The sequence below is a fragment of the Pseudomonas sp. IPO3749 genome, assembly GCF_013386605.1.
GTDB classification, from domain to species: Bacteria; Pseudomonadota; Gammaproteobacteria; order Pseudomonadales; family Pseudomonadaceae; genus Aquipseudomonas; species Aquipseudomonas azotoformans_A.
Genome location: NZ_JACARN010000018.1, coordinates 14991 through 41048 on the forward strand (window position 1 = coordinate 14991; position 26058 = coordinate 41048).

Genomic DNA, 26058 nt, shown 5'->3' on the forward strand with positions numbered 1-26058 from the left:
AACCCTTGTGATTACCGCCCAAGCCTTCCCGACCATCCGGGCCCTCCAGCGCAGTGCCTGGAACGACTGTTTCCCGGGTGCCCTGGAGGACTGGGACTATTACGTCGCCGTGGAAAACGCCGCTATTGATGATTTTCAGTGGCGTTACCTGGCGATTTACGACGATGGAACGCTGGTGGCTGTGGCGGCCGCGTTCATCACCCATTATCGCCTCGACACCACGGTGTCGGGCGCCGGCAAGCGCTTGACCGAGCGTGTGGAGCGACTGTGGCCGGGGCTTTTGCAACTGGGCCTGTATGCCCTCGGTTCCCCGGTGTCGGAGCGCTGCGACGTCGGTTTTGCCAGCAGTGTGGCGGATGCACGCCGCCCGCTGCTGCTCAAGCACCTGCTGGAAGCCGCGCGCCAGGATGCCGATGAGTTCGGTATCGGCCTGGTGGCGGTCAAGGACGCACCGAGCAAAGACCCGCACTGGGTCGAGAGTTGCCGCGCGGCAGGCTTCCAGAGCATGCCGAGTTTGCCCACGGGCGTGTTGCCGCTGCCCTACGGCTCGGTGGACGCCTACCTGGGTTCCCTGGGTAAATCCACACGCAAGGACCTGCGCCGCAAACTGCGCGCGCCGGGGCCGCGAGTGGAGTGGCGGCGCAATATCGACGACGTGCTGCCCGAGGTCATGCGCTTGTACGAGGCCACGCTGACGCGTGCCGAGTTGCAGTTCGAGCGGCTGCCCGCCGGCTACTTCACCGGTGTGCTCGAACGCCTTGATGAGCGGGCGGTCTGTGTTCTTTACTGGGTGGACGAGCAATTGGTGGCGTTCAACCTGATCCTGGTGGACGAACACCGGCTGGTGGACAAGTTTTTCGGGCATGACGTGGAATTCACCCGCGACTACAACCTGTACTTCCGTAGCTGGCTGACCAATGTCGACTACTGTATTCAACACAATATTGCCGTGTATGAGTGCGGCCAGGCCGGGTATGCCAGTAAGCTGCGCCTGGGCTGCGAGTTCCAGGGCAACAGCGTGTTTTTCCGCCACCGCAACCGGCTGGTCAACGGCCTGCTCAAGCTTGTGAAACTGTTTATTCGACCGGATCGTTCCGACCCTGCCATGGCTGCTGCGATAAGCGAAACCTGATGATCACCAAGACCCGCCAGAAAGCCCGCCCCTTTGCCATTTCGCGTTGGAGCGTCCAGCGCAAGCTGGTGCTGGCGTTCTGGTTGGTCAGCGTGATCCCTACCATGATCGCCGCCGAACTGGCGGCCACCACGCTGTCGCAGATCTTCGACAGCAACGTGCGCATCTGGCTGCAGGAGTCGACCAAGATCGTCAAGGATGAGATCGGCGACATCCTTCACGACAACGCGCGCATGGCCAAGCTGTTCCTGCGCTACACCAGCCCGCCGTCGAGCCGGCAAGCCGCCAAGCACGACCGCCTGACCGCCGACATTGCCGACGCCACCGACATCGATGTGGTGGCGCTGATCCGCATGAGCGACCACAAGCTGGTGTTCAGCACCGCCTCTGACGACATCGTCAAGCAGATCAGCCTGACCAGCAACGCGGTGTTGCAGACCGTGCAGGTGGCCGGGGTGAGCACGGGCGTTGTGGTGTCGACTTTTGAAACCACCCAGGACGGTGTCGATTACCTGCTGTTGGTCGCCACTTACCTGGACAGCAGTTTTCTCACCAGCGTGGCCGACGTGCATTCCCTCGACCTGCGCCTGTACCTGGCCAACCCCAATGGCTTCTCAGAGATTTTCTCGACCCAACGCTTTGAAGATCACCCGTCGCGCATCCCCAAGAACGTCGAAATCGCCATGCGCAGCACCAAGCAGCCGAGCGAACAGTTCACCAACAACTACAGCGGCTTGTACTGGCCGATCTTCAACGACGCCGGTGAGCTGCAAGGTGTGATCTTCAGTGGCTTGCTGCGCCACACCAGCCTGGTGGGGCTGGTAAACCAGAGCAATCTGTTCGTACTGATTTTCCTGCTCAGTTCGGCGCTGTCGCTGGCGGCGGGGGTGTTGGTGTCGCGGCGCCTGACCAAGCCGCTGCGGGACTTGTCCCAAGGCGTGAGCGCGGTGATTTCCGGCGACTACGCGCACCGCGTGGTGGTCAGCGGTGGCGACGAACTGGCGCAGTTGAGCAGTACCTTCAACCACATGACCGAGCGGCTGGGCGAGTTGCATCACCTTGAAGCCCAGCTGCGTCGACGTGATCGCCTGCATGCCCTGGGTGAAGTCGCCATGGGCCTGGCCCACGAAATCCGCAACCCGCTGGGCATCATCAAGACGGCGACGCAGCTGCTGCACCGCCGCGCCGACCTGGCGGAAACCGACAAGCGCCATTTGGAATACGTGGTCAGCGAGGTCAGCCGCATCAACGACCTGATCACCGAATTCCTCGACTTTGCCAAGCCCAACCCGCCGTTGCGCGTCTTGTTGCCGGCGCGCCCGCTGGTGGAGGAAATCCTCGGCTTCTGCGCACCGGAACTGGCCACCCATAACATCGACGCGCACATCGACGACCAGGCCCCCGGAGCGACGATCTACGCGGATGCCAAGCAGCTCAAGCAGGCGTGCCTCAACCTGATTCTCAACGCCATCGACGCGATGCCCGAAGGCGGGCGCCTGACCCTGGGCATTCGCACGGAAGGCGAGAACACGCTGATCAGTATCACCGACACCGGCCAAGGCATTCCGGCGGACATGATCGAGCGCATCTTTACGCCATTTGTCACCACCAAGGCGTCGGGCACCGGTTTGGGCCTGGCCAAAGTCTATTCGATCATGGAAAGTCACGACGGCAGCATCGAATGTGCCAGTGAGAAAGATGCCGGCGCCACCTTCAGCCTGTACATTCCGGCGAGTGGCGAAGACGACGAGGACAGTCATGACGCATAACATTCTGGTAGTCGACGACGAACCCAAACTCTGCGACCTGCTGGCCTCGGCCCTGGGCCAGAACGACGTGCAGGTGTTTGTCGCCGGCAACGGCCTGCACGCGCTCAAGGTGCTGGAGCAGGAAGACATTGACCTGGTGATCAGCGACTGGCGCATGCCCGGCATGGACGGGCCGGCGCTGCTGGCCGAGATCAAGGTGCGCTACCCCCATGTACCGGTGATCGTGATGACCGCCTACAGCACGGTAAAAAACGCCGTGCAGTCGATGCGCAACGGCGCCTACGACTACATCGCCAAGCCGTTCGATATCGACGAGCTGGACATCACCGTGGCCAAGGCCCTGCAATTTCGCGACATCATGCGCGACAACGCACGCATGCGCGCCGAGCTGGACGAACACGCCCAGTTCGACAGCCTGGTGGGCGACAGCCCGGCGTTTCGCAAAGTGCTGCAAGCGGTGGACTCGGTGCGCGACAGCAGCGCTACTATCCTGCTGACCGGCGAGAGCGGCACCGGCAAGGAAATGGTCGCCCGTGCCATCCACAAGCATGGCAGCCGCGCCGACAAACCCTTCGTGGCGGTCAATTGCGCAGCCATTCCGGAAGGGTTGCTGGAAAGCGAAATGTTTGGCCATCGCAAGGGCGCGTTTACCGGCGCCGTGGCGGACCGGGTAGGGCGCTTCCAACAGGCCGACAAGGGCACGCTGTTTCTCGATGAAGTGGGCGACATGCCCCTGGCGTTGCAGGCCAAGATCCTGCGCGCGTTGCAGGAGCGGGTGATTGAGCCGGTGGGCGATCCCCGCGAACGCAAGGTCGATGTGCGCGTGATCGCCGCGACCAACAAAAACCTGCTGGAAGCGGTGGCCAACAAGGAGTTTCGCGAAGACCTGTACTACCGCCTCAACGTGTTCCCGATTCCCCTGCCGTCCTTGCGCGAACGGGTGGAGGACATCGCGCCGCTGGCCCGTCATTTTGCCCAGACCCTCAGCGCCACGGCCGGCAAACGTATCACGGGCTTCAGCCCTGAGGCGTTGCAGGCCATGGCGGCGTATCACTGGCCTGGCAATATCCGAGAACTGCAAAACTGCGTGGAGCGCGCGACCATCGTGGCGGCGTCGCCGGTGATCGAAGATATCGACTTGCCGGGTTACCTGTTTGCTTCCAAGCCAAGTGAGGACGGTGTGACGGCGATCCTCAGCGATGGACCGGGCATTCCCCATGACCTGGATGCGGCGCTGGCGGAGGTGGAGAAGGCCTACATACTCGCGGCGTTGCAGGAGAGCAACGGCGTGCAGGCGGCGGCGGCAGCGAAGATCGGAATTTCGGAGCGCAGCTTCTGGTACCGGCTGAAGAAGTTGGGCATCCAGGTCGACAAGATCGTGCGCTGATCAGGCGTGAACGCGGACCCACACGCTGACCAGCACCGTCGCGGCCATCAACCATGCTACTGCCGCCACGGCGAGTGAAGCCTCCAACCGCATCCGATCGACCATCACATACAACGTCGCCAAATACACAAAGTACGGAATGATCGACCACATCCCGAACAGGATCGTGGTCTTCAAGTCGTCCACCGAACGGCCTTTGCCGACGATGTAGTGGGCGATCAAGGCAAAGGTCGGAAACAGCGGCACCAAGCCTGCGATGTAGTAATTCCTGGTCTTGGCCAGCGCGGCCAGAATCAATACCACGGCGGCGCCCAGGGCGGCTTTTAATAGCAGATCCATCAGTGGCTCAACCCGTATTTTTTGACTTTGTCGAACAGTGTGGTCTTGGCCATCCCCAGTTCCTGGCTGGCCTGGGTCAGGTTGCCGCCGCTGCGCTGCAAGGCATCGTTGAGCAGGTTGCGTTCGAAGGCTTCCACCGCTTCGGTGAAGGCCAGGCCCTGGCTGCCGCTGCTGGCGCCGCTTTTCTTGAAGGCCGGCAGGCCCAGGGCAAAGCGTTCGGCGACGTTGCGCAGCTCACGCACGTTGCCCGGCCAGTCGTGGCTCATCAGGCTCGACAGGGTCTGGTTGTCCAGCTCTGGCACACTGCGGTCGAAACGCAGCGACGACTGCTGCAGGAAGTGTTCGAACAGTTGCAGGATGTCTTCACGGCGCTCGCGCAGCGGCGGCAGTTCCAGGGTCACCACGTTGAGGCGGTAGTACAAGTCGCTGCGGAATTGGTTGGCGCGGCTCAGTTCGTCGAGGTCGGACTTGGTGGCGGCGATCACCCGGCAATCCACCGCCACGCTCTGGTTCGAACCCAGGCGCTCCAGGGTGCGCTCCTGCAACACCCGCAGCAGTTTGATCTGCAGGTTGATCGGCATGCTTTCCACTTCATCGAGGAACAGCGTGCCTTCGTGGGCGTGTTCGATCTTGCCGATGCGACGTTTGCCGGCACCGGTAAAGGCGTTGGCTTCGTGGCCGAAAATCTCGCTTTCGAACAGGTTCTCCGGCAGGCCGCCGCAGTTCAGGGCGACGAACTGGTGGGAGTGACGCCGGCTGAAATCATGCAGGCAGCGCGCGACCAGTTCCTTGCCGGTGCCGGTCTCGCCTTCGATCAGCACGTTGGCCGAGGTGTCGGCCACATTGGCGATCAGTTCGCGCAGGTTCTGCATGGCCGGTGAGCGGCCGATGATGCGGCCTTCCAGTGAATCGCGCTCGGCCAGTTGGCGGCGCAGCGACCAGACTTCCCGCGCCAGCCCGCGCTGCTCCAGGGCGCGGCGCGCCACGTCGACCAGGCGTTCGGGGGAGAAGGGTTTTTCCATGAAGTCATAGGCGCCGTTGCGCATGGCGCCGACGGCCATGGAGATATCGCCATGCCCGGTGATCAGCACCACCGGCAGGCTTTTATCCAGGGCCTTGAGGCGGGTGAGCAGTTCCAGGCCGTCAATGCCTGGCAAGCGGATGTCGCTGATCACGATGCCGGCGAAGTTCTCGCCGATGCGCTTCAACGCTTCTTCAGCGCTGCCCACGCCGACGCTGGGAATGTCTTCCAGGGCCAGCGCCTGCTGGCAGCCGAGCAGCACATGGGGATCGTCTTCGACGATCAGCACGGTGAGCTCGTCTTTGATGGCTTTAGCGTCTGTATTCATGTCGACTCAGCTTTTTGAGCGCCCGCCAACGGCAGGCACAAGACAAAGGCCGTTCCACCACTGGCCGGGTGCTCCACGGCAAGGTTGCCGCCGGTGGCCGCCGCGAGGCTGGCGGACAGCGTCAGGCCCAGGCCCAGGCCTTGCTCGCCGGGCTTGGTGGTGAAGAACGGTTCAAACAAATGCTTGCGCGCCTCGGCGTCGATACCGTGGCCATTATCGCGCACGTGCAGGCGGTATTTGCCCTCGCTGCTGCTGCCTTCCAGCCACAGCTCGGGCGCAGGCTGGGCCTGCATGGCGTCAAGGGCATTGCCGATCAGGTTGACCAGGATCTGCTCCAGGCGCGTCTGGTCGATTTGCAACTGGGCGGGGGAAAAGTCGCGGTGCAGGGTCAGCGGCAGGCTGTCCAGGCGTGCGCCGAGTACCTGGAAAGCCGCGTCGACCGCTTTGGCCAGGCTGGCCTCGCCCTGGTCATCGCCGCGCCGGGCGAAGGAACGCAGGCTGGCGGTGATGCGGCCCATGCGGTCGATCAGTTCGTTGATGGTTTTGAGATTGGCGCTGGCGGTGTCCAGGGCGCCGCGCTCCAGAAAGCGCACGGTATTGCCGGACAAAGTGCGCAGCGCCGCCAGTGGCTGGTTCAATTCGTGGGCGATGCTGGTGGACATCTGGCCGATGGCCGCCAGTTTGCCGGCTTGCACCAGCTCATCCTGGGCGCGGCGCAGCGTTTCTTCGGCCTGGCGTCGTTCGCGGATCTGGCCTTTGAGCCGTTCGTTGCTGGCGCGCAGGTCGGCGGTGCGCTCGGCGATCCGCCGTTCCAACTGGCTGTTGGCTTCCTGAAGGGCTTCACGGGCGGCGAGGCGGGTGGCGATGACCTTGCGCCGTTCGTTCCAGGCGATCAGCAAAAACGCCACCAGGCCAAACGCGACAGCGACCAAAATGCCCTGGTTTATCGCGGCGCGGCGCAGGTCGTTGAGCGGCGTGAGCAGGGTGAAATTCCACGGTGTGTCATTCAGCGGGCGGGTTTGCGCCAGGTAGCTGACTTCGTGCTCGTCGTTGACCACTTCGCTGTTGGCCGGGAAGGTCAGTTTCTCGGTGCCCTCGTTGAGGCGCTCGCGGGCCAGGGGTTCCAGCTCGTTCAACGTCGCCCAGTAATATTGCAGGCTGTGGGCCAGGCGTTCCTTGGTGTCATCGCTCAGCGGGCGCACGGCCTTGAGGCGGCGGGCCGGGTCGCTGGAGAGGATGATGATGCCGTTCTCATCGCTCACAAAGGCTTCGAGGCGCGCGCGTTGCCAGCGTTCTTCCAAGGCTTCGAGGCGCACCTTGACCACGGCGACGCCGATGATCTTGCCGTGCTCTTCCAGGCCGTGGGCCAGGTAGTAGCCGGGTTCACCGTTGGTGCTTCCGATGCCGTAGAAACGGCCCGGCTGGCCGCGTACGGCGTTCTGGAAATAGGCGCGGAAGGACAGGTCTTCACCCTGGTAACTGTCGGCATCGCGCCAGTTACTGGTGGCCAGCACGCGGCCGGTGGTGTCCATCACGTAGATGGCCCGACTGCGACTGCGTCGGTTCAGGCCTTCGAGGTAATCGTTGACGGTCTTGCGGGTTTCCTGGTTCGGATCAGCCAGCAGCGTGGAGACGCTGGATTCCAGTTCCAGAAGGCTCGGCAGGTAGGTGTATTTGCTCAGTTCACTTTCGACAGTGCGGGCATGCAGCTCCAGCTGGCGTTCGCCGGTGTCGCTGAGGGTGCGGATGCCGTAGTACTCGCTGACCCAGAAGCCGATATAACCCAGGCCGATCATCAGGGCGATGATCAACGGTGGCAGGAACAGTTGGCGGATCAGGCGTGGTTTCACGGCAAGTGATGGCGGTGCGGCGCGAAATTGGTTGGGGTCGCATTTCATCACAGATGCCTTGGGTCAACCAGTTGTGGTGAAAGGGATTAGGCCCTTCACCACAACTGGGCAGTGCTTAGTGCTGCAGGATTTTCTCAAGGAAGTGCTGCGCGCGTTCGGAGCGGGCGCTGATGTCGCCGAAGAACTCTTCTTTCGGGCAGTCTTCGATGATCTTGCCGGCGTCCATGAAAATCACGCGGTCGGCCACTTTGCGGGCGAAGCCCATTTCGTGGGTCACGCACATCATGGTCATGCCTTCGTGGGCCAGTTGCACCATCACGTCGAGCACTTCGTTGACCATTTCCGGGTCCAGCGCCGAGGTCGGTTCGTCGAACAGCATGACGATCGGGTCCATAGCCAGGGCGCGGGCAATCGCGACACGTTGTTGCTGACCACCGGAGAGTTGGCCAGGGTGCTTGTGGGCGTGTGCCGACAGGCCGACGCGGTCGAGCAGTTGCAAGCCTTTCTTGGTGGCTTCTTCCTTGCTGCGGCCGAGCACCTTGATCTGCGCGATGGTCAGGTTCTCGGTGATGGTCAGGTGCGGGAACAGTTCGAAGTGCTGGAACACCATGCCCACGCGCGAACGCAACTGCGGCAGGTTGGTCTTCGGGTCGGCAATCGAGGTGCCGTCCACTACAACATCGCCCTTCTGGAACGGTTCCAGCGCGTTGACGCACTTGATCAAGGTGGATTTGCCCGAACCGGACGGCCCGCACACCACGATCACTTCGCCTTTTTTAACCTCGGTGCTGCAATCGGTCAGCACCTGGAAGTCGCCATACCACTTGTTGATGTTCTTGATAGAGATCATACGGCAAACCTTTTTTGCAGACGCTTGACCAGCAGCGAGGCGGAAAAGCTGATGATGAAGTAGACGACACCGGCAAAGATCAGGAACTCGTTGGAGCGGCCGATGATGTCGCCGTTGGAGCGGGCGGAGTTGAGGAAGTCCACCAGGCCCACGGTGTAGACCAGCGAGGTGTCCTGGAACAGGATGATCGACTGTTGCAGCAGCAACGGGGTCATCTTGCGGAACGCCTGGGGCAGGATGATCAGGCGCATGGTCTGGCCATAGGTCATGCCCATCGCCTGTGCCGCCGCCATCTGGCCTTTGGGGATCGACTGCACGCCGGCCCGTACGATTTCGCAGAAGTACGCGGCTTCGAACATCATGAAAGCCACGACGCACGAGGTGAACGCACCGATCGGCGTGTCTTCGCCGGTGATCCAGCGCAACACGAACGGTACCGCCAGGTAGAACCAGGTGATCACCAGCAGCAGCGGGATCGAGCGGAAGTAGTTCACATAAGCGCCGGCAACGCGCGACAGCAGTTTGCTGGACGACAGGCGCATCAGCGCCAGGACCGTACCCAGCGCAATGCCGCCAACCACGCCCATGACCATCAACTGCAAGGTCATGACCATGCCGTTCCACAGGCCTGGAATAGCGGGGATGATGCCGCTGAAATCGAAGTCCATTATTTACCCCCCACGGAGATCAGGCCGGGCACTGCGACTTTCTTCTCGACCAGGCGCATGAGCAGCATCAGGCTCATGTTCAGGGTGAAGTAGATCAGCGTGGCCAGGGTGAAGGCTTCAAACAGGTTGGCCGAGAACTCGGCGGTCTGTTTGGTTTGCGCCAGCAGTTCCATCAGGCCGATCAAGGACGCCACGGAGGAGTTCTTGAAGACGTTGAGGAATTCCGAGGTGAGCGGCGGAATGATGATCCGGTAGGCCTGTGGCAGCAGCACGTTCCAGTAGATCTGCGGCAGCTTGAAGCCCATGGCACGCGCGGCGGATTCCTGGCCACGTGGCAGCGCCTGGATGCCGGTACGCACTTGCTCACACACACGGGCGGCGGTGAACAGGCCCAGGCACACGACAACGCTCAGGTAGGCCGAGGTGGTCGGGTTGAGGTCTTGTTTGTACCAGTCCTGCAGGTTCTGCGGCAGCATGTCGGGTACCAGGAAGTACCAGATGAACAGCTGAACCAGCAGCGGCACGTTACGAAACAGTTCCACGTAGCAGGTCGCGATGCCCGATACGATGCGGTTTGGCACGGTGCGCATGACGCCCAGAATGGACCCCAGCAGCAAGGCGATAATCCATGCCACGACAGCGATGGCGATGGTCCAGCCCAAGCCGGCGATGTACCAGTCGAGATAAGTCTCGCTGCCCACGCCAGTGGACTTGAAGAACACGCCCCAGTCCCAGTTGTAATTCATTAGGGTCTCCCCTCGAAATCGATCGATGTACAAGCACCCGCTTGGGGAAGATCCTTTCCCGCCTGACGGTGAACGTCAGGCACACGCGATCGGCTCGAAAACCGCCAGGTCGAGTGTTCCACATTAAAGCCAGCAGGTAGTAACAGACGCCTGAGGGAGGGTTGGCTCCCTCAGGAGATAAGCTTAGTCAGGTATCAGATTTTTACGTCAGGCGCTGGCTTGTCGCTTGGGTTAGCGATCAGCTCCTTAACCTTTTCACTCATCGGGAAGTTCAGGTTCAGGCCTTTTGGTGGAATCGGGCTCTCGAACCACTTGCTGTAGATCTTGTTGATTTCGCCGGATTTGTACAGGGCAACGATGGCGTCATCGACGGCTTTCTTGAAGGCTGGGTCGTCTTTACGCACCATGCACGCGTAGGCTTCAAAGGATTGCGGCGTACCGGTGATGACCCAGTCGTCCGGCTTCTTGGCCTTGGCTTCTTCACCGGCCAGCAGGGCGTCGTCCATCATGAACGCTACGGCGCGGCCGCTTTCCAGCATCTGGAAGGATTCGCCGTGGTCTTTGGCGGAGATGACGTTCATGCCCATTTGCTTGTCGGCGTTCATCGCTTTGATGATGCGCTCGGACGTGGTGCCCGCGGTGGTCACGACGTTCTTGCCTTTCAGGTCAGCGAAGTCAGCGTAGGACGGCTTGCCATCCTTATCTTTCTTGACCAGCAGGCGGGTGCCGATTTCGAAGATGTTGACGGTGAAATCAACTTGCTGGGCGCGTTCGGCATTGTTGGTGGTGGAGCCGCACTCGAGGTCCGCGGTGCCGTTCTGGATCAGCGGAATACGGGTTTGCGAAGTGACCAGGTTGTACTTGGCCTTCAGGTCGGGTTTGTTCAGGTCTTTTTTCAGTTGCTCGACGACGGCCAACTGAATGTCGTGGGAGTAGCCCACAGGTTTGCCCGAACCATCCGCGATGTAGGAAAACGGAATGGAGCTGTCGCGGTGAGCGAGAGTGATGGTGCCGGAGTCGTTGATCTTCTTCAGCGTGCCGGTGAGTTCGGCGGCGAAAACTGGAGTGCTGATCAGAGCAGCAGCGATAGCTGCGCCCAGAATATGGGGAACGATGCGCATCAATACTTCCTCGACATTTGTTTTTTTTATGAAGCCGGCTAAACGGCTCTCTTGTACAGCGAATGCCCGTGACGGCTCCTGAGGCGTCCCAAGCAATCGTCCAAGAGTGTAGAGCATGAGTCGTGCCAGGCCCGATATAAAAGGTTAACTCCATGATTTATATAGTAATTAACTTTATATGACGGCGTTTTTTCAGGGTTTGGGTCCGGCAAACCGAATGGACGGCAGTGTGGTGTTCGGAAAACCGAATGCGAAAAAAAGCCCCTGAGCCTTTCGGCGCAGGGGCTTTTGTAGTACCGGTCCGTCAGGCCGCTTCAATCTTGCTGCGGTTCTGCTCAACGGTGGACAGGTAGCGCTGCACGTTGGCCTGTTCTTCCGGGGTGGTGAACAGACCCAGCTTGGTACGGCGCCACAGCACGTCCTGAGGTTGGGTCGCCCATTCCTCGGCGCACAGGTAATCAACCTCGCGGGTATACAGGCCACCGCCCAGGTGCTCACCCAGGTCCGCCAGCGACTGCATGCCTTCCAGCAGGCGCCAGGTACGGCTGCCGTAGGTGGTGGACCAGCGGCGCGCGATCTCGCTCGGCACCCAGTCGAACTTGCTGCGGATGGCCTCGGCCAGGGCTTGCGGCGTGGTCATGTCTTCGCCGCCCGGTAGGCTGGCCTTGGCGGTCCAGCTTGGGCGCATCTGGGTGAAATACGGCGCCAGTTGCGCCATCGCCGACTCGGCGAGCTTGCGATACGTGGTCAGCTTGCCGCCAAACACCGAGAGGATCGGCGCTTCGCCCTTGCCGCCGGACAACGCCAGGGTGTAGTCGCGGGTGATGGCCGACGGGTTGTCCGATTCGTCGTTGCACAGTGGGCGCACGCCGGAGTAGGTGTGGACGATGTCGTCGCGGCTCAGTTGTTTCTTGAAGTGCGCGTTGACCACTTTCAGCATGTAGTCCGTTTCACCTTCGGTGATCGCAACGGCAGCCGGGTCACCGGTATATTCGCGGTCGGTGGTGCCGATGATGGTCAGGTGGTTCAGGTACGGAATGGTGAAGACAATGCGCTGGTCTTCGTTCTGCAGGATGTGCGCGTGGGCGCCTTCATAGAGTTTCGGTACGATCAGGTGGCTGCCCTGGATCAGGCGGATGCCGTAAGGCGAATCCAGCTTCAGGTCGTCCCTGATGAACTTGGCGACCCATGGACCGGCGGCGTTCACCAGTGCGCGGGCACGGATCGAGAACAGGCTGCCATCGGCACGTTCCATGTTCATTTCCCACATGCCGTTGCTGCGATGGGCGCTGATGCAACGGGTCTGGGTGTGGATGTGCGCGCCTTTTTCACGGGCGGCCATAGCGTTCAGCACGACGAGGCGGGCGTCATCGACCCAGCAGTCGGAGTATTCGAAGCCTTTGGTGATTTCGCTTTTCAGCGGGCTGTCTGGGCCGAACTTGAGGCTTTTCGAACCGGCGAGTTTTTCGCGCTTGCCCAGGTTGTCATACAGGAACAGACCGGCACGGATCATCCACGCCGGGCGCAGGTGCGGGCGGTGCGGCAACACGAAGCGCATTTGCTTGACGATATGCGGGGCCTTGGCCAGCAATACTTCACGCTCGGCCAGGGCCTCGCGCACCAGGCGGAATTCGTAATGTTCGAGGTAGCGCAGGCCGCCGTGGATCAGCTTGCTGCTGGCGGACGAGGTGTGGCTAGCCAGGTCGTCCTTTTCGCAAAGGAATACCGACAACCCGCGACCGGCTGCGTCTGCTGCAATGCCGACGCCATTGATCCCGCCACCGATAACGGCAACGTCATAGACTTCGGCAAGCGGTGGAGCAGGCAAGGTGGAAGGGTTCATCGGCTGGCCTCGCGAATTTTCGTCTTGGAATTCGAACATTAATGTTCATTTTCGAAAATGGTAGCTGATAAACACGCGCGCAGCCAGTCGACTTCGATTGAAAAAACTCATCGAAGGACTGGGAAAGGAAGATTTGTGAACATTATGGTCGGCTTAAAGGCACATCTGTGGCAAGCCCGCTCGCCACAGTGAAAAGTGGAGAGCCTCAGACGACTTCCAGCCGCACCTTATGGTCACTCAACAACTGCACCAACGCCGGCACCGGTTGCTGATCAGTCACCAGGCAGTCCACCAGGCTGATCGGCCCCAGGCGAATCATGGCATTGCGCCCGAATTTGCTGGAGTCCGCTGCCAGGATCACCTGGCGTGCATTGGCGATGATCGCCTGGGAAACCCGTACTTCCTGATAGTCAAAGTCCAACAGGCTACCGTCTTCATCGATACCGCTGATGCCCACAAGGGCAAAGTCGACCTTGAACTGGTTGATGAAGTCGACACTCGCCTGACCCACCACGCCACCGTCACGCCGCACGTTACCGCCGGTCAACAACACGTCGAAGTCGTCCTTGGCACTGAGCATGGTGGCGACGTTGAGGTTGTTAGTGATGACTTTCAGGTGATTGTGGTTGAGCAACGCACGGGCGATTGATTCGGTGGTGGTGCCGATATTGATGAACAGCGAGGCGTGATCGGGAATCTGCGCAGCGATGGCTTCGCCGATACGCTGTTTCTCGTCGCGCATCTGGTCGGCGCGCATGGCGTAGGCGGTGTTTTCGACACTGGAGTCATAGGCCGCGCCGCCGTGGTAGCGGCGCAGCAGGTTGGCGTCCGCCAGCTGGTTGATATCGCGGCGGATGGTTTGCGGGGTGACAACGAACAGCTGCGCCATTTCCTCGATGCTGACGTAGCCGCGTTCGCGGACCAGCTCGAGGATTTGTTGTTGGCGGGGAGGCAGATTCATGGGGCGTCCTTTGGGCTGCCATACAAAAGTGGCCCATGATGACGCAGGAATCCGCTCCCTGCCAGTTACAACCGGACGTTGGCTTATTCAGCGCCTTCGTGGGGCTCCCAGTCGCGCGTGCGGCTGACCGCTTTTTGCCAGCCGGCGTAGAGCTTCTCTTTGGCTGCTTCGTCCAGTTGCGGTTCGAATTCGCGCTCGATCACTGCCTTGCCGCGCAACTCTTCCAGGCTGCCCCAGAAGCCGCACGCCAGGCCGGCCAGGTAGGCGGCGCCCAATGCGGTGGTTTCGCGCATTTGCGGGCGCTCGACCTGGGTGCCAAGGATGTCGGCCTGGAATTGCATCAGGAAGTTGTTGGCCACCGCGCCGCCGTCCACGCGCAGGGCCTTGAGGCGTTCGCCCGAGTCCTGTTGCATGGCGTCGAGTACGTCGCGGGTCTGGTAGGCAATCGACTCCAGGGCGGCACGAATAATGTGGTCCACGCGTACGCCACGGGTCAGGCCGAACAGCGCGCCACGGGCGTAGGGGTCCCAGTACGGAGCGCCCAGGCCGGTGAAGGCCGGCACCAGGTACACGCCGTTGCTGTCTTTGACCTTGCCAGCGAAGTATTCGGTGTCGTGGGCGTCGTTGATGATTTTCAGCTCATCACGCAGCCATTGCACGGTGGAGCCGCCGTTGAACACCGCACCTTCCAGGGCGTAGGCTACTTCGCCACGTGGGCCGCAAGCGATGGTGGTGAGCATGCCGTGCTTGGATTTCACGGCTTTGTCGCCGGTGTTCATCAGCAGGAAGCAACCGGTGCCGTAGGTGTTCTTGGCTTGGCCGGCTTCGACGCACATCTGGCCGAACAGGGCGGCTTGCTGGTCGCCGGCGATACCGCCGATGGCAATGCCGCTCTTGGTGCGGCCGTAGATTTCGGACGACGACTTAACTTCCGGCAACATCTCGCGCGGAATGTCGAGGATCTCCAGCATCTTCGCATCCCACTCCAGGGTGTGGATGTTGAAGAGCATGGTACGCGAGGCGTTGGTGTAGTCGGTGACGTGGGTCTTGCCACCGGTAAATTTCCAGATCAGCCAGCTGTCGACGGTGCCGAACAGCAGTTCGCCATTGCGCGCACGCTCGCGGCTGCCTTCGACGTTGTCGAGGATCCACTTGAGCTTGGTGCCGGAGAAGTAAGGGTCGGTGACCAGGCCGGTGGTGTCGCTGATGTACTGCTCGTGGCCGTCGCGCTTGAGTTGCTGGCAGATCTCGGTGCTGCGGCGGCACTGCCAGACGATGGCGTTGTAGATCGGGCGGCCAGTGACCTTGTCCCACACCACGGTGGTTTCACGCTGGTTGGTGATACCAATGGCGGCGACCTGGTCATGGTGCAGGCCGGCCTGGGCCAGGGCTTCGACCATCACCGCGCTCTGGGTGGCGAAGATTTCCATCGGGTCATGCTCGACCCAACCCGCTTGTGGGTAGTGCTGTGCGAATTCACGCTGGGCGGTGCAGACGACGTTGGCGTCACGATCGAAGATGATCGCCCGGGAACTGGTGGTGCCTTGGTCAAGGGCAATGATGTAGTTCTTATTCTGAATATCGGTCATGTCGAATGCCTTGGAAAATAAGAAAATCGGTAATCAGCCTGGGCTACAAAAGGGCAGGGCCCAGGCTGGCGCTATCAGGAAATACGGGTCTTGCCGTTGACAGCCGTGTCAGGTGTTTCTTCATCTATAGCAGGTGCGGCGCTCGGCAGATGGCGGGCAATCAGCCCGCGATAGGCCGCAGCACCGAGGCATGCGCCGACGATCGGCGCGAAAATCGGCACCAGGAAGTAAGGAATATCGCGGCCGCCAGTGAAAGCCATTTCACCCCAGCCCGCGAAAAAGGTCATCAGCTTGGGCCCGAAATCCCGCGCCGGGTTCATCGCAAAGCCGGTCAGCGGGCCCATGGCGCTGCCAATCACCGCGATCAGCAGGCCGATCAGCAGCGGGGCCAGCGGGCCGCGTGGCAAGCCGTTGTTGTCATCGGTGAGGGCCATGATCACGCCCATCAGGATCGCGGTGATGACCATTTCCACCAGGAACGCCTGGGCGGTGCTCAGCAGCGCATGGGGGTAGGTGGAGAACACCGATGCCAATTCCAGGCTGGCCTGGGAACCGCGCACCATGTGGTGGGTTTGTTCGTAATCGAAAAACAGGTTGCTGTAGAGCGTGTACACCAAGGCCGCCGAGCAAAAGGCACCGGCGATCTGGGCGAGGATATAGAAGGGCAGTTTGCGCTTTTCGAAGTCAGCGAAAATACACAGGGCAATACTGACGGCGGGGTTGAGGTGGGCCCCGGAAATCCCGGCGCTCAGGTAGATCGCCATGCTGACGCCGACCCCCCAGATGATACTGATCTCCCACAAGCCAAAGCTGGCACCCGCGACCTTGAGCGCAGCGACACATCCTGTACCGAAGAAGATCAGAAGCGCAGTCCCGAGGAATTCGGCCATGCATTGGCTCGAAAGTGAAGGCTGTTGAAGAGCAGTTGTCATGGAAAACCTCAGTTGTTGTTCTTGTCTGGCGCACAATCTCAACGGATTGTTGCGCGATTTTCACCGTGGCAAGGATCCCCATCCCGGTCACGGCTTACTGCTTCAATACTGTGGGCTATTCCTACAGTATTCGGAAACGAAAAAATATAGACAAGAATGACGGCTGTCAAAGGTCGAAAGTGAACAGTCAGTCACTTTCAAACTATTGGTCTGGTGAATGATCACGCTTGTCACATTGTGTGTGCACCTTAAGAGTGGGCGGACTAGAGCGTTTTGTGTGGGCTTGGCCTAGAATTGGCCGTCTGTTTGCCACGCCCGGAGACGTCATGACCCCCGCATTGGACCTGTTGAAAAAAGTTCGCGCCGAACATCGTATCCACAGTTATGAACACGACCCCAAGGCGGCGTCCTATGGGCTGGAGGCCTCGGAAAAATTGGGCCTCGACCCGGCACAGGTGTTCAAGACCTTGTTGGCGAGCAGCGAGAAGGGCGAATTGTTGGTGGCGGTGGTGCCGGTCGTCGGAAGTCTGGACCTCAAGGCTCTGGCTCAAGCGGCAGGCGTCAAGAAAGTCGAAATGGCCGACCCTGCGGCGGCGCAGCGTTCAACCGGTTACCTGTTGGGTGGCATCAGCCCGTTGGGGCAAAAGAAACGCCTGCGCACGTTTATCGATGCAACAGCACAACCGTTTGCGACGATTTTTGTGAGTGCGGGCAGGAGGGGCTTGGAGGTTGAACTGCCAGCGGCGGTGCTGGCTGAACATACCCAGGCCAAATTCGCAGAAATTGGCCGGGTATGACCGGGCGTTATACCGGGCTGTAGCGGCGGACGCCGGATTCGGCTTGAGGAATCTGCGCGGCGGTGCTGCCTGAGGCCTGGAACAACACCAGGTGTTCGGCCGCCACACGGATCCCCACATCCGCGCCGACCTGATGGTCGGCATGGCTCGGGAAAATCGACTCCAATTGCGCACCGGTCGGCAACTGCAGGCGGTACAAGGTCGACGCGCCAAGGAAGGTCTTGCCGACGATCCGCGCTTTCAACGCGCTGTCCGGCGCGTAGACGATGTCATCCGGGCGCAGCAGCACATCCACCGCGCCGCCGGTCGGCCAGGTGTAGGCGCGGTTGCCGCGCAACTCACCCAGTTCGGTGCTGACCGACTCTGGCGAACTCAATTGGCCACGGATGAAGTAACCCTGGCCGATAAAGCTGGCGACATAGGGCGTCTGCGGTTCGTGATAGAGGTTGTAGGGCGTGTCCCACTGCTCCAGACGACCCTCCTTGAAAACCCCGACCTGGTCGCTCACGGCAAAGGCTTCTTCCTGATCATGGGTCACCAGGATCGCGCTGGTGCCGCGTGCCTTGAGGATGTCGCGCACCTCGTGGCTGAGCTTGCGGCGCAACTCGCCGTCCAGGTTGGAGAAGGGTTCATCCAGCAGCAACAGGGCCGGCTCCGGCGCCAAAGCGCGGGCGAGGGCGACGCGTTGTTGCTGGCCGCCGGAAAGTTCGTGGGGAAAGCGTTTGCCGAGGTTCTTCAGGTTGACCAGCTCCAGCAACTCAGCCACCACACGATCTTTTTGCGGATGCTTGCGAATGCCGAAGGCAATGTTGTCGGCCACGCTGAGGTGCGGAAACAGTGCGTAGTCCTGGAACACCATGCCGATACGACGTTTCTCCGGTGCCAGTGTGAAACCAGCACTGGAGATCACTTCGCCCGCCAGGCTGATCTCGCCATCGTGCACCGGCTCAAACCCGGCAATCGCACGCAACGTGGTGGTCTTGCCGCAACCCGAAGAGCCCAGCAGGCAACCGATGTCGCCGGCGTTTAGGTGCAGGTTGAGGTTCTGCACCACCCGTTGATCTTGATAGCCGCATGCCAGATTGCGCAGGTTCAGCAGTAATGGCTGGCTCATGCGTGGTGATACGACGGCGGAACGAGGAATTCGAGCAGGGCCTTTTGCGCATGCAGGCGGTTTTCAGCCTGGTCCCAGGCGACCGAGCGTGGGTCGTCGAGCAGGTCGGTGCTGATCTCTTCGCCACGGTGGGCCGGCAGGCAATGCATGAACAGCACGTCTGGCGCAGCCAGGTCGAGCAGGGCGCGGGTCACCTGGTACGGGGCGAACAGGGCCAGGCGCTTGGCGGTTTCCTCTTCCTGGCCCATGGAGGTCCAGACGTCGGTACTCACCAGGTGTGCGCCGATCACCGCATCACGCGGGTCGCGCACCAGGGTCACGCGGTCGCCGGCCTGGGCCAGGAAGCGCGCGTCAGGCTCGTAGCCTTCCGGGCAGGCAACGCGCAGTTGGAAGTCGAACTGGATCGCCGCTTCTATATAGCTGTTGCACATGTTGTTGCCGTCGCCGATCCAAGCCACGGTCTTGCCCTGGATCGAGCCGCGGTGTTCAAGGAAGGTCTGCATGTCGGCCAGCAGCTGGCACGGATGCAGGTCGTCGGTCAGGCCGTTGATCACCGGTACGCGGGAGTGGGCGGCAAATTCGGTCACGGTGCTGTGGGCAAAGGTACGGATCATCACGGCGTCGAGCATGCTCGACATCACCTTCGCGCTGTCGGCGATCGGCTCGCCACGGCCCAGTTGGGTGTCGCGCGAGGACAAGAAGATGGCTTGGCCACCCAGTTGGATCATGCCGGCTTCAAATGACACGCGGGTGCGGGTCGAAGACTTCTCGAAGATCATGCCGAGTACGCGGTTTTTCAAAGGCTCGAACAGTACGCCGCGGTTACGCAGGTCTTTAAGCTCAATGCCTCGACGGATCACGCTGACCAGCTCTTCGGGCGTGCAATCCATCAGGGAGAGAAAGTGCCTTGCGCTCATCATTAACTACCTTTTTGCAACAGACCGCAGATACTCAAAGCCTTGTTTATTGTGACAACGGGCGAGACCTGCGGCGAAAGCCGCACGGGGCGACGAAATAGGGGAAGGCGCGATCTTATAATTAAATGTCGCGTCTTACCAATAGGGCTACGGTTTTTAAGGGTGTTCAAGAAGGGCGCCAAGGCGCTTTTGAAGACAATTTCCAGACAGCAGCGAGCCATTTGTACACTGGCGCCGAGGCCTTTTGCAACGTGCGGGGGCGGGCGCAGGCCAGGCTGCGTCGGTTTCAGAGGCGGTACGCCGGGTTTTGAAACATTTGCTCACGCTTGGCCATGGCCTGGCCTGATGCAGGTCGATTCACGGGACGAACGTTGGTGGCGCCCGTCTCGGTCGCGGCCCATAGTGGGATCAAAGCCCCTATAAAAGAGACTGGCCATGACCAAGACTCTCCACCACCGTGCCTGCCATCTGTGTGAAGCCATTTGTGGCCTGACCCTGGAAACCACCCAAGCCGACGATGGCAGCCTGGCGATCACCTCGATCAAGGGCGATGCGCTGGATACGTTCAGCCGTGGGCATATCTGCCCCAAGGCCGTCGCGTTGCAGGATATCCAGAACGATCCCGACCGCTTGCACCAACCCATGTTGCGGGTCGGCAGCGATTGGCAGCCGATTGCGTGGGAAGACGCCTTCGCGCTTGTCGCTGAGCGTCTGTCAGGCATTCAGGCGCGGCACGGGCAGAATGCGGTGGCGGTGTACCAGGGCAACCCCAGCGTGCACAATTATGGGCTGATGACCCACAGCAACTACTTCCTCGGCCAGTTGAAGACGCGCAATCGGTTTTCTGCGACTTCGGTAGACCAGTTGCCCCATCACCTCACCAGCTATCTCATGTACGGCCATGGCCTGTTGCTGCCGATCCCGGACATCGATCACACCGACTTCATGTTGATCCTGGGAGGCAATCCGCTCGCGTCCAACGGCAGCATCATGACCGTGCCCGACGTGGAGAAACGCCTCAAGGCGATCCAGGCGCGGGGCGGCAAAGTGGTGGTGGTCGACCCACGGCGCAGTGAAACGGCAGCAATGGCCGACCAGCATCTGTTCGTGCGCCCCGGTGGGGATGCGGCGTTGTTGTTCGGCGTGCTCAACACCTTGTTCAGTGAAGGCCTGACGCGCGACAGCCATTTACCGATTGAAGGGCTTGAGGAGGTGCGTCGTGCCATCGCCGGGTTTACCGCCGAGGCCATGAGCCGCCAATGTGCGGTGCCTGCCGAGCAGATCCGCCAGTTGGCACGGGACTTTGCCGCTGCGGACAAGGCCGTGTGCTACGGGCGCATGGGCGTGTCGACCCAGGCTTTCGGCACGCTCTGTCATTGGCTGGTGCAGTTGATCAACCTGGTGACCGGCAACCTGGACCGTGTTGGCGGTGCACTGTGCACCACGCCGGCGGTGGACCTGGTGGCATCGACCGGTGGCGGGCATTTCACTCGCTGGCAGAGTCGGGTGTCCGGGCGTCCGGAGTACGGTGGTGAGTTGCCTGTGTCGGCGTTGGCTGAGGAAATGCTGACCGAGGGCGAAGGGCAAATCCGCGCGTTGGTCACGGTGGCGGGCAATCCGGTGTTGTCGACGCCCAACGGCCGGCAGTTGGAACAGGCCCTCGATGGGCTGGAGTTCATGGTCAGCATCGACCTCTACATCAACGAAACCACGCGCTATGCCGACCTGATCCTGCCGTCTACGTCGGCGCTGGAAAACGATCATTACGACACCACCTTCAATATGTTCGCGGTGCGTAATGTCACCCGCTTCAATCGGGCGATCTTGCCCAAGCCGGAAGGCGCGTTGCATGACTGGGAGATTTTCGTCGGCCTGGCCAAAGCCTTCGCAGCCCAGAACGGTGTCGCGCTCAAGCCGACGATGCACCCGGCACACATGATTGATTTCGGTCTGCGTGGGGGCGTCTACGGTGATGCATCCAGCCACAAGTTGTCCGTGGCCATGCTGGCGGATCATCCCCACGGCGTCGACCTTGGTCCGCTGCAACCCAACCTTGCGGCGCGTTTGAAAACCGCTGATGGCAAGGTGCAGGCAGCGCCGCCAGTGATCCTCGCCGACCTGGCGCGCTTTGCCGTGCAACCGGCGCCAGTGGCCGACGAACTGCTGCTGATCGGCCGCCGCCACGTGCGCAGCAATAATTCCTGGATGCATAACTATCACCGGCTGGTGAAGGGCAAGCCGCGCCATCAATTGCTGATGCATCCGGATGATCTGGCCAGTCGGCAATTGAGCGATGGCCAGCGGGTCAGGGTCAGTTCGCGCATCGGCATGATCGAAGTGGAAGTCGTGGCCAGCCTGGACATGATGCCCGGCGTGGTCAGCCTGCCCCACGGTTGGGGCCACGGGCGTCCTGGGGTACAGATGACGATCGCCAGTGGGCAGCCAGGGGCGAGCGCCAACGATTTGACCGACGAACGGCAACTGGACGAGCTATCGGGCAATGCGGCATTGAACGGCGTCCCCGTGCAGGTAGCAGCCGCTTGAGCACTGCGCCGGAATTTTGCGTTACAATGCGCCACCGTGCCGACCTGTGAGTCGCAAAGTTCCAGCCGAGGTGTTCCATGGATATCATCGAAACGATCAAAGAGCAGATTGCCAATAACACCATTCTGCTTTACATGAAGGGCGCGCCAAACGCTCCTCAGTGCGGTTTCTCCGCGAAGGCGTCCCAGGCCATCATGGCGTGCGGCGAGAAATTCGCTTACGTGGATATCCTGCAAAACCCTGAAATCCGCGCCAACCTGCCGAAATACGCCAACTGGCCGACTTTCCCACAGCTGTGGGTGGCCGGTGAGCTGGTCGGCGGTAGCGACATCATCGTTGAGATGGCGGCTGATGGTTCGCTGCAAACGCTGGTCAAAGAAGCAGCAGCCAACGCGGCGGCCAAGACCGACGCTTGATGCGCTTGCAACAAAAAGCCCCGCTTCTCGTGAGAGAGCGGGGCTTTTTTGTACCTGCTTGCTGGGGGCTTATTCTTCGCCCATCTGCGATTGCAGGTAGTTTTCCAGGCTGACTTTGTCGATCAGGCCCAGTTGGGTTTCCAGCCAGTCGATGTGTTCTTCCTGGTCTTCGAGGATGTCTTCCAGCAGTTCGCGGCTGCCGAAGTCGCCCTTGGTTTCGCAATGAGCGATGGCGGCCTTGAGGTCGCTGTGGCTCTTGTGTTCGAACTTCAGGTCGCTGCTGATCATTTCCTGGGTGTGCTCGCCGATGTTCAGCTTGCCCAGGTCCTGCACGTTCGGCAGGCCTTCCAGGAACAGGATGCGCTTGATCAGCTTGTCCGCATCTTTCATGGCCTTGATGGATTCTTTGTATTCACGCTTGCCCAGCTTTTCCAGGCCCCAATCGTCATACATGCGCGCATGCAGAAAGTACTGATTGATCGCGACCAGTTCATTGGCAAGGATTTTGTTGAGTTGCTGGATGACTGAGATGTCGCCTTTCATGACTGGGGTCCTGCCCTGTAATAGCTGTGTATAAGGCGGAGTTTGAGCGGCGAAATCCCTAGTGTCAAACCTAAGTTATTGAATAATAAATGAAAATTAATCGGAATAAGAATGTTTGTGTTCCGCGTCTTAGCGCTAACTTATTGAATTACGGGCATAAAAAAACCGGACACTTAGTCCGGTTCTTTAAAACACGCCAATCAGGCGTGTGTAAATTCTGCTGAATAGGGGAGCGCGGCCTGGGCTGTCTGCAGCTGCGTCAGGGTTTCCCGAACCACTTGCTTGGCGAGGCAAGCACATTTACCGCACTGGCTGGCAACGCCGGTGGTTTCACGCACTTCCTTGTAGCTGCAGCAACCTTCATAGATTGCTTCGCGGATTTGTCCGTCGGTGACGCCAGTACAGAGGCACACATACATAAGGGAGAACCGTCGCGGGTTTAAGGCTTAAGTGCGATGGATCTTAATGTTAACGAGAATGATTGTCAAAGTAGATTCGTAGGGTATTTGCTGGCACCGCGCCCGCACTGACGAACGGTTTTTTCAGTGTATGATGGTCGGTCTTCACGAAGCGTGACTGCGTCACAGGGCTGTCGCTTGAATGCGGCAGACTCGGGCCGGTCCTTTTACTTCAATCGTCACCCCTACATCAGGAGATACCCAATGAGCGTACTCGTCGGCAAACAAGCCCCGGATTTCGACGTCCCAGCCGTCCTCGGCAATGGCGAAATCGTAGACAGCTTCAAACTGTCTGAAGCCATCAAAGGCAAATACGGCCTGGTGTTCTTCTACCCGCTGGACTTCACCTTCGTCTGCCCTTCGGAGCTGATCGCTCTGGACCACCGCATGGACGATTTCAAGGCGCGCAACGTTGAAGTGGTAGCTGTTTCCATCGACTCCCATTTCACCCACAACGCCTGGCGCAACACTGCCATCAATGATGGCGGCATCGGCAAAGTCAAATACACCATGGCTGCCGACATGAAGCACGACATCGCCAAGGCCTACGACGTTGAGTCCGAAGGCGGCGTGGCGTTCCGTGGCGCGTTCCTGATCGACGACAAGGGCGTTGTCCGCTCCCAGATCATCAACGACCTGCCACTGGGTCGTAACATGGAAGAGCTGATCCGCCTGGTCGACGCCCTGCAATTCCACGAAGAGCACGGCGAAGTCTGCCCAGCCAACTGGAAAAAAGGCGATAAAGGCATGAACGCTTCGCCAGAAGGCGTTGCGGCTTACCTGACCGAGAACGCTGGCAAGCTGTAAGCCAGGTTCGAGGTACAAAAAAACCGGCCTGAGAAGGCCGGTTTTTTTATGCGCGGGATATGACCTCAATCATTGAAGTCTTCCCAGCCGCCCATGTCTTTCCAGCGGTTGACGATGCCGCAGAACAGCTCGGCAGTCTTCTCGGTGTCGTAGCGAGCCGAGTGAGCCTCACGGCCGTCAAAATCGATACCGGCGGCCTGGCAGGCTTTCGCCAACACGGTCTGGCCATACGCCAGGCCTGCGAGGGTGGCCGTGTCGAAGCTGGAGAAAGGGTGGAACGGGTTGCGCTTCATGTCCAACCGCGCCACGGCGGCGTTGAGAAAGCCCAGGTCGAAACTGCTGTTGTGGCCGACCAGGATCGCGCGTTTGCAGCCATTGGCCTTCAACGCCTTGCGCACACCACGGAAGATATCGGTCAGCGCCGCTTCTTCACTCACCGCCATGCGCAGTGGGTGATCAAGCTTGATGCCCGTGAATTCCAAAGCGGCGGCTTCGATATTCGCGCCTTCAAACGGCTCGACGCGGAAGAAGTGGGTGTGTTCCGGGAACACAAAACCCTGCTCATCCATGCCAATCGTCGTTGCGGCGATTTCCAGCAACGCGTCGGTGGCGCAATTGAAACCGCCGGTTTCTACGTCGATGACAACCGGCAGATAGCCGCGGAACCGCTCGGCCATCGGGTGACGGGAGCCGCCACCACTGTGCTCGTGTTCGTCGTCGTAATGGTCTTCACTCACTTGCTTTCCTCCAGCAGGCGCCAGCGCAGTGTTTCACCGGCGCGCAGCGGGATAACAGTCAGCTCGCCAAACGGCAGGCTGGCAGGGGCGGTCCAGTCTTCACGGACCAGGGTGATGCGGTCGGTATTCGCCGGCAGGCCGTAGAACCGCGGGCCGTTGAGGCTGGCAAAACCTTCAAGCTTGTCCAGGGCGTTGCGCTGTTCGAACGCTTCGGCGTACAGCTCAATCGCCGCATAGGCGGTGTAGCAACCGGCACAGCCGCACGCCGCTTCTTTGGCATGCTGGGCGTGGGGCGCCGAGTCGGTGCCGAGGAAGAACTTCGGATTGCCGCTGGTCGCCGCATCCAGCAAGGCCACCTGGTGGGTGTTGCGCTTGAGGATCGGCAGGCAATAGAAGTGTGGCCGAATCCCGCCCACCAGCATGTGGTTGCGGTTGTACAGCAAGTGATGCGCGGTGATCGTCGCGCCAACGTTGGCCGAGGCCTCGCTGACGAACTGCACGGCATCGGCGGTGGTGATGTGCTCGAATACCACCTTGAGGGTCGGGAACAGCTCGACCACGCGGCGCATATGCTCGTCGATGAAGATTTTCTCGCGATCGAACACGTCCACGTCGCCACGGGTGACTTCGCCGTGGATCAACAGTGGCATGCCGACTTCGGCCATGGCTTCGATGGCCGGCAGGATCTTGTCGATACTGGTCACGCCGGAATCGGAGTTGGTGGTCGCGCCGGCCGGGTACAGCTTGGCCGCGTGCACGAAACCGCTGGCTTTGGCCTCACGAATCTCTTCGGGCTGGGTGCGGTCGGTGAGGTAGAGCACCATCAACGGTTCGAAGCGGCTGCCGGCCGGTCGTGCAGCGAGGATACGCTGGCGATAGGCATCGGCTTGCTCGGCATTACGCACCGGAGGTACCAGGTTAGGCATGATGATGGCGCGGCCAAACGTGCGCGCGACATCGGCCACGGTGTGGGGTAACGCAGCACCATCGCGAAGATGAATATGCCAGTCGTCGGGACGCAGCAGGGTCAGGCGGTCGGACATTGGGGATTCCAGGCGGGTCAATCTGGTGGGAATGCTACCGGAAAAGACTCTATCAGGCACTCGCTATCAAGTTTTGCAGGATGCAACCGATAGCCTTGGGTATGCCTTATCGATGTATGACGCTTTGAAGTGTTGTAGAAACCAGT

At 60.5% G+C, this 26058-nt stretch carries 24 protein-coding genes; 7 read left to right on the plus strand and 17 right to left on the minus strand.

All coding sequences use genetic code 11. The features are described 5' to 3' along the window. The first annotated feature begins 7 nt into the window (after positions 1-7). From HX812_RS08515 to HX812_RS08525, 3 genes are read left to right on the plus strand one after another with little or no spacing between them, the layout of a single operon-like run. Positions 8-1132 carry a GNAT family N-acetyltransferase gene (locus HX812_RS08515; RefSeq protein ID WP_038847823.1) on the plus strand — a complete coding sequence of 375 codons (1125 nt, stop codon included), beginning with the start codon at positions 8-10 and terminating at the stop codon, positions 1130-1132. Continuing rightward, entirely contained in the window at positions 1132-2901 is a 1770-nt protein-coding gene (locus HX812_RS08520; protein WP_038847825.1) for a HAMP domain-containing sensor histidine kinase, read from the plus strand. Before HX812_RS08515 ends, HX812_RS08520 begins: the two co-directional genes overlap by 1 nt. Continuing rightward, on the plus strand, positions 2891-4288 hold the full coding sequence (locus HX812_RS08525) for a sigma-54 dependent transcriptional regulator (protein WP_038847827.1): 1398 nt from the start codon (positions 2891-2893) through the stop codon (positions 4286-4288). Before HX812_RS08520 ends, HX812_RS08525 begins: the two co-directional genes overlap by 11 nt. On the opposite strand, the gene HX812_RS08530 is transcribed toward HX812_RS08525, so the two are convergent. The 11 genes from HX812_RS08530 to HX812_RS08580 all read right to left on the minus strand — a co-directional run bounded on the left by HX812_RS08530 (position 4289) and on the right by HX812_RS08580 (position 16536). After that, a complete protein-coding gene (locus HX812_RS08530) occupies positions 4289-4627 on the minus strand; it encodes a GlpM family protein (RefSeq protein ID WP_033896402.1) in 339 nt (112 codons plus the stop codon). It lies immediately after the preceding gene. Then, entirely contained in the window at positions 4627-5976 is a 1350-nt protein-coding gene (locus HX812_RS08535) for a sigma-54 dependent transcriptional regulator (RefSeq protein WP_038847829.1), read from the minus strand. Before HX812_RS08535 ends, HX812_RS08530 begins: the two co-directional genes overlap by 1 nt. Next, positions 5973-7874, minus strand: coding sequence for a sensor histidine kinase (locus HX812_RS08540; RefSeq protein WP_038847830.1), 1902 nt, complete (start codon positions 7872-7874; stop codon positions 5973-5975). The genes HX812_RS08535 and HX812_RS08540 overlap by 4 nt, the downstream gene beginning before the upstream one ends. A 67-nt stretch (positions 7875-7941) precedes the next feature. Beyond that, positions 7942-8676 (minus strand): amino acid ABC transporter ATP-binding protein, encoded by a 735-nt coding sequence (locus HX812_RS08545; protein WP_038847832.1) that lies wholly within the window; start codon positions 8674-8676, stop codon positions 7942-7944. After that, positions 8673-9344 (minus strand): amino acid ABC transporter permease, encoded by a 672-nt coding sequence (locus HX812_RS08550; RefSeq protein WP_010212763.1) that lies wholly within the window; start codon positions 9342-9344, stop codon positions 8673-8675. The genes HX812_RS08545 and HX812_RS08550 overlap by 4 nt, the downstream gene beginning before the upstream one ends. Continuing rightward, on the minus strand, positions 9344-10090 hold the full coding sequence (locus tag HX812_RS08555; protein WP_010212762.1) for an amino acid ABC transporter permease: 747 nt from the start codon (positions 10088-10090) through the stop codon (positions 9344-9346). The genes HX812_RS08550 and HX812_RS08555 overlap by 1 nt, the downstream gene beginning before the upstream one ends. Before the next feature lie 194 nt (positions 10091-10284). Next, positions 10285-11211: a glutamate/aspartate ABC transporter substrate-binding protein gene (locus tag HX812_RS08560; RefSeq protein WP_038847834.1), complete on the minus strand. Its 927-nt coding sequence runs from the start codon at positions 11209-11211 to the stop codon at positions 10285-10287. A gap of 304 nt (positions 11212-11515) precedes the next feature. Beyond that, positions 11516-13054 (minus strand): glycerol-3-phosphate dehydrogenase, encoded by a 1539-nt coding sequence (gene glpD / locus HX812_RS08565; RefSeq protein ID WP_038847869.1) that lies wholly within the window; start codon positions 13052-13054, stop codon positions 11516-11518. A 205-nt stretch (positions 13055-13259) separates the two neighbouring features. Then, on the minus strand, positions 13260-14015 hold the full coding sequence (locus HX812_RS08570) for a DeoR/GlpR family transcriptional regulator (protein ID WP_038847836.1): 756 nt from the start codon (positions 14013-14015) through the stop codon (positions 13260-13262). Positions 14016-14098: 83 nt separating this feature from the next. Further along, positions 14099-15604, minus strand: a complete 1506-nt coding sequence (glpK, locus tag HX812_RS08575; protein ID WP_010212752.1) for a glycerol kinase GlpK — start codon at positions 15602-15604, stop codon at positions 14099-14101. 74 nt (positions 15605-15678) lie between these two features. Beyond that, positions 15679-16536, minus strand: coding sequence for an MIP/aquaporin family protein (locus HX812_RS08580; protein WP_038847838.1), 858 nt, complete (start codon positions 16534-16536; stop codon positions 15679-15681). Positions 16537-16862: 326 nt separating this feature from the next. Between HX812_RS08580 and ybaK the strand changes: the two genes are divergently transcribed. Then, entirely contained in the window at positions 16863-17333 is a 471-nt protein-coding gene (gene ybaK / locus HX812_RS08585; RefSeq protein ID WP_038847840.1) for a Cys-tRNA(Pro) deacylase, read from the plus strand. 7 nt (positions 17334-17340) lie between these two features. Here ybaK and HX812_RS08590 read toward each other — a convergent pair whose 3' ends face one another. Together HX812_RS08590 and argF are read right to left on the minus strand one after the other, a co-directional pair. Continuing rightward, positions 17341-18447 (minus strand): ABC transporter ATP-binding protein, encoded by a 1107-nt coding sequence (locus tag HX812_RS08590; protein ID WP_038847842.1) that lies wholly within the window; start codon positions 18445-18447, stop codon positions 17341-17343. After that, on the minus strand, positions 18444-19364 hold the full coding sequence (gene argF, locus HX812_RS08595) for an ornithine carbamoyltransferase (RefSeq protein WP_038847844.1): 921 nt from the start codon (positions 19362-19364) through the stop codon (positions 18444-18446). The genes HX812_RS08590 and argF overlap by 4 nt, the downstream gene beginning before the upstream one ends. Positions 19365-19799: 435 nt before the next feature. On the opposite strand from argF, the gene HX812_RS08600 reads away from it, so the two are divergent. Together HX812_RS08600 and grxD are read left to right on the plus strand one after the other, a co-directional pair. Next, positions 19800-21908, plus strand: coding sequence for a molybdopterin oxidoreductase family protein (locus HX812_RS08600; protein ID WP_038847845.1), 2109 nt, complete (start codon positions 19800-19802; stop codon positions 21906-21908). Positions 21909-21985: 77 nt separating this feature from the next. Then, positions 21986-22324: a Grx4 family monothiol glutaredoxin gene (gene grxD / locus HX812_RS08605; protein ID WP_033896413.1), complete on the plus strand. Its 339-nt coding sequence runs from the start codon at positions 21986-21988 to the stop codon at positions 22322-22324. 69 nt (positions 22325-22393) lie between these two features. On the opposite strand, the gene bfr is transcribed toward grxD, so the two are convergent. Then, entirely contained in the window at positions 22394-22867 is a 474-nt protein-coding gene (gene bfr, locus HX812_RS08610) for a bacterioferritin (protein WP_033896414.1), read from the minus strand. Positions 22868-23067: 200 nt separating this feature from the next. Further along, positions 23068-23286, minus strand: a complete 219-nt coding sequence (locus HX812_RS08615; protein WP_010564137.1) for a bacterioferritin-associated ferredoxin — start codon at positions 23284-23286, stop codon at positions 23068-23070. Between the two features lie 243 nt (positions 23287-23529). Between HX812_RS08615 and HX812_RS08620 the strand changes: the two genes are divergently transcribed. Next, positions 23530-24132, plus strand: a complete 603-nt coding sequence (locus tag HX812_RS08620) for a peroxiredoxin (RefSeq protein ID WP_003172097.1) — start codon at positions 23530-23532, stop codon at positions 24130-24132. Between the two features lie 65 nt (positions 24133-24197). Here the strand turns inward: HX812_RS08620 and rnt are convergent, their stop codons facing one another. Both rnt and pyrC read right to left on the minus strand, forming a co-directional pair. Further along, a complete protein-coding gene (gene rnt / locus HX812_RS08625) occupies positions 24198-24869 on the minus strand; it encodes a ribonuclease T (protein WP_010212742.1) in 672 nt (223 codons plus the stop codon). Further along, positions 24866-25912 carry a dihydroorotase gene (pyrC, locus tag HX812_RS08630; RefSeq protein WP_028619063.1) on the minus strand — a complete coding sequence of 349 codons (1047 nt, stop codon included), beginning with the start codon at positions 25910-25912 and terminating at the stop codon, positions 24866-24868. The genes rnt and pyrC overlap by 4 nt, the downstream gene beginning before the upstream one ends. Between the last annotated feature and the right edge of the window lie 146 nt (positions 25913-26058).

Excerpts from the sequence above, each read along its gene's own strand:
- HX812_RS08520 (WP_038847825.1), top strand. The coding sequence starts at position 1,132 with ATGATCACCAAGACCCGCCAGAAAGCCCGCCCCTTTGCCATTTCGCGT.
- HX812_RS08525 (WP_038847827.1), top strand. The coding sequence starts at position 2,891 with ATGACGCATAACATTCTGGTAGTCGACGACGAACCCAAACTCTGCGAC.
- HX812_RS08530 (WP_033896402.1), bottom strand. The coding sequence starts at position 4,627 with ATGGATCTGCTATTAAAAGCCGCCCTGGGCGCCGCCGTGGTATTGATT.
- HX812_RS08535 (WP_038847829.1), bottom strand. The coding sequence starts at position 5,976 with ATGAATACAGACGCTAAAGCCATCAAAGACGAGCTCACCGTGCTGATC.
- HX812_RS08540 (WP_038847830.1), bottom strand. The coding sequence starts at position 7,874 with ATGAAATGCGACCCCAACCAATTTCGCGCCGCACCGCCATCACTTGCC.
- HX812_RS08545 (WP_038847832.1), bottom strand. The coding sequence starts at position 8,676 with ATGATCTCTATCAAGAACATCAACAAGTGGTATGGCGACTTCCAGGTG.
- HX812_RS08550 (WP_010212763.1), bottom strand. The coding sequence starts at position 9,344 with ATGGACTTCGATTTCAGCGGCATCATCCCCGCTATTCCAGGCCTGTGG.
- HX812_RS08555 (WP_010212762.1), bottom strand. The coding sequence starts at position 10,090 with ATGAATTACAACTGGGACTGGGGCGTGTTCTTCAAGTCCACTGGCGTG.
- HX812_RS08560 (WP_038847834.1), bottom strand. The coding sequence starts at position 11,211 with ATGCGCATCGTTCCCCATATTCTGGGCGCAGCTATCGCTGCTGCTCTG.
- glpD (WP_038847869.1), bottom strand. The coding sequence starts at position 13,054 with ATGAACCCTTCCACCTTGCCTGCTCCACCGCTTGCCGAAGTCTATGAC.
- HX812_RS08570 (WP_038847836.1), bottom strand. The coding sequence starts at position 14,015 with ATGAATCTGCCTCCCCGCCAACAACAAATCCTCGAGCTGGTCCGCGAA.
- glpK (WP_010212752.1), bottom strand. The coding sequence starts at position 15,604 with ATGACCGATATTCAGAATAAGAACTACATCATTGCCCTTGACCAAGGC.
- HX812_RS08580 (WP_038847838.1), bottom strand. The coding sequence starts at position 16,536 with ATGACAACTGCTCTTCAACAGCCTTCACTTTCGAGCCAATGCATGGCC.
- ybaK (WP_038847840.1), top strand. The coding sequence starts at position 16,863 with ATGACCCCCGCATTGGACCTGTTGAAAAAAGTTCGCGCCGAACATCGT.
- HX812_RS08590 (WP_038847842.1), bottom strand. The coding sequence starts at position 18,447 with ATGAGCCAGCCATTACTGCTGAACCTGCGCAATCTGGCATGCGGCTAT.
- argF (WP_038847844.1), bottom strand. The coding sequence starts at position 19,364 with ATGAGCGCAAGGCACTTTCTCTCCCTGATGGATTGCACGCCCGAAGAG.
- HX812_RS08600 (WP_038847845.1), top strand. The coding sequence starts at position 19,800 with ATGACCAAGACTCTCCACCACCGTGCCTGCCATCTGTGTGAAGCCATT.
- grxD (WP_033896413.1), top strand. The coding sequence starts at position 21,986 with ATGGATATCATCGAAACGATCAAAGAGCAGATTGCCAATAACACCATT.
- bfr (WP_033896414.1), bottom strand. The coding sequence starts at position 22,867 with ATGAAAGGCGACATCTCAGTCATCCAGCAACTCAACAAAATCCTTGCC.
- HX812_RS08615 (WP_010564137.1), bottom strand. The coding sequence starts at position 23,286 with ATGTATGTGTGCCTCTGTACTGGCGTCACCGACGGACAAATCCGCGAA.
- HX812_RS08620 (WP_003172097.1), top strand. The coding sequence starts at position 23,530 with ATGAGCGTACTCGTCGGCAAACAAGCCCCGGATTTCGACGTCCCAGCC.
- pyrC (WP_028619063.1), bottom strand. The coding sequence starts at position 25,912 with ATGTCCGACCGCCTGACCCTGCTGCGTCCCGACGACTGGCATATTCAT.